The following is a 1635-nucleotide window of genomic DNA, read 5'->3' on the forward strand; positions in this document are numbered from 1 at the left end:
CGTATCTGGCCCACCGCGTTCGCCAGCAAGCCGGCTCCTACAATTGAAGGCGTATCAACACATCCGGTGCTACCCCATCCGCTGCGTCAGGAATTCGAAAAACTGCGCTCTCAGCTCTGGTAACTCATTGGCCAGGTGATGCCGTGCTTCGTGCAGCATGATGATCTGCGGGTGATCGAATTTGTCATTGAGCACCGCCAGGTTGTGGCTCCAGTCTACGGTCATGTCTGACTCGCCCTGCACGATCAGCGGGCTGCGTCGGCTGCGCGGGGCGTTTTCGATGCGTTCGATCCACTTGGCGAGCGCCCCTACCCAGACGGTTGGTAGGCGACGGGGCTGCAACGGGTCGGCCATCAGAAACGGCAGGAAGGCAGGCGCGTTAGAGTTTTCGCTGAAGCGCCGGTCGATGCCTTTGACGAAAGCGCGCAACAGGTAATAGCTGACCTTGGACCAGGTCCAGCCGCGGGGGCGAACCAGAGGCGCCAGCAGAATCGACTGCCCTTGAGCCGGACTCTCGTCGCCATGATTAAGCAGATGATCAATGACGATCGCACCGCCGGTACTCTGCCCGCACAGATGCCAGGGTTTGGGCAGCTGCAGGATTTCCGCCTCGGCAAACAACCGGTCGAGTACCACCTGATACTCGGAAAAATCGGTAATGCTTGCCCGAGTGCCACTGGACAGACCATGCCCCGGCAAGTCGCAGGAAATCACTGCAAATCCGAGCTCCAATGCCCACTCGATGACATGCCGATAAAGCCCCATGTGGTCGTAGAAACCGTGCACCAGCACCAGCGTTGCCACGGGGTTTTCCGGCGCCCACAGCTGGGTGACAATCTCGTAGCCGCCAATCTCGAAAAGGCCGAGGCGGCTGCTGACTCGCTGATCACGCCCGAGCCCCGCCAGGCTGTAGAAGCGCTGGTAAGCAAGCTGCTCTTGGGTGAGCGCCAGCTTCGCGCTCAAAGGTTGCAGGCCGGCGCGCAGGTGATCGGGGTCGAACGTGTTGGGCATCGGCATTCCACATCAGGCAGATAGAAATTCACAAGTGACGCATGCCCGTGAGTTTCTTCCGTCCTCCCAGGCGTGGCAAGCTACGTCACCCAAATCGAAGCCAGCTCATGACCGCTCATTCACTCGCTCGACGTCGCACCGTTTTGCTCGCGCTGATCGCCGTTGCCTGTGCGGCAGGCTTGTGGCTGAGCTACAGATGGTTTGAGGGTCGATACGTCAGAGCGTTCAGTGAGCGAACGGCGTTGTTTGCGGGAGACGCACTCAGGCTGCCGTCAGAAATCGCAGGGCCGGGGCGAATCCGTGTGGTGCATTTCTGGGACCCGGCCTGTCCGTGCAATGTCGGCAATCAGCAACACCTGAGTGAGCTGGTTGAACATTTTTCGGGGGCCGGCGGCGTGGATTTCTATGCGCTGCGAAAGCCAGGGACTCACGGGCAACTGCCCTCGACATTGGGCGCTGTCAAATCGTTGGAGAGCCTGCCGGGGGTCGAGCGGATAACCTCGACCCCAGCAGTTGCAATCTGGGACCGGCAGGGCGACCTCGCGTATTTCGGGCCTTACAGCGAGGGGCTGGTCTGTAATTCGCAAAATAGCTTTATCGAACCGATCCTTCAGGCACTCAAGG

At 59.9% G+C, this 1635-nt stretch carries 2 protein-coding genes; one reads left to right on the top strand and one right to left on the bottom strand.

Translation table 11 applies throughout. The annotated features are described in order from the left end of the window. Positions 1–69 precede the first annotated feature (69 nt). Positions 70–1011 carry an alpha/beta hydrolase gene (locus ACRER8_RS01840; protein ID WP_431744658.1) on the bottom strand — a complete coding sequence of 314 codons (942 nt, stop codon included), beginning with the start codon at positions 1009–1011 and terminating at the stop codon, positions 70–72. 107 nt (positions 1012–1118) lie between these two features. Between ACRER8_RS01840 and ACRER8_RS01845 the strand changes: the two genes are divergently transcribed. Further along, positions 1119–1635: DUF6436 domain-containing protein (locus ACRER8_RS01845; RefSeq protein WP_431744659.1), on the top strand; the 517-nt coding region annotated here is incomplete at its 3' end.

The organism is Pseudomonas sp., from assembly GCF_050739935.1.
In the GTDB taxonomy this organism is placed as follows: Bacteria; Pseudomonadota; Gammaproteobacteria; order Pseudomonadales; family Pseudomonadaceae; genus Aquipseudomonas.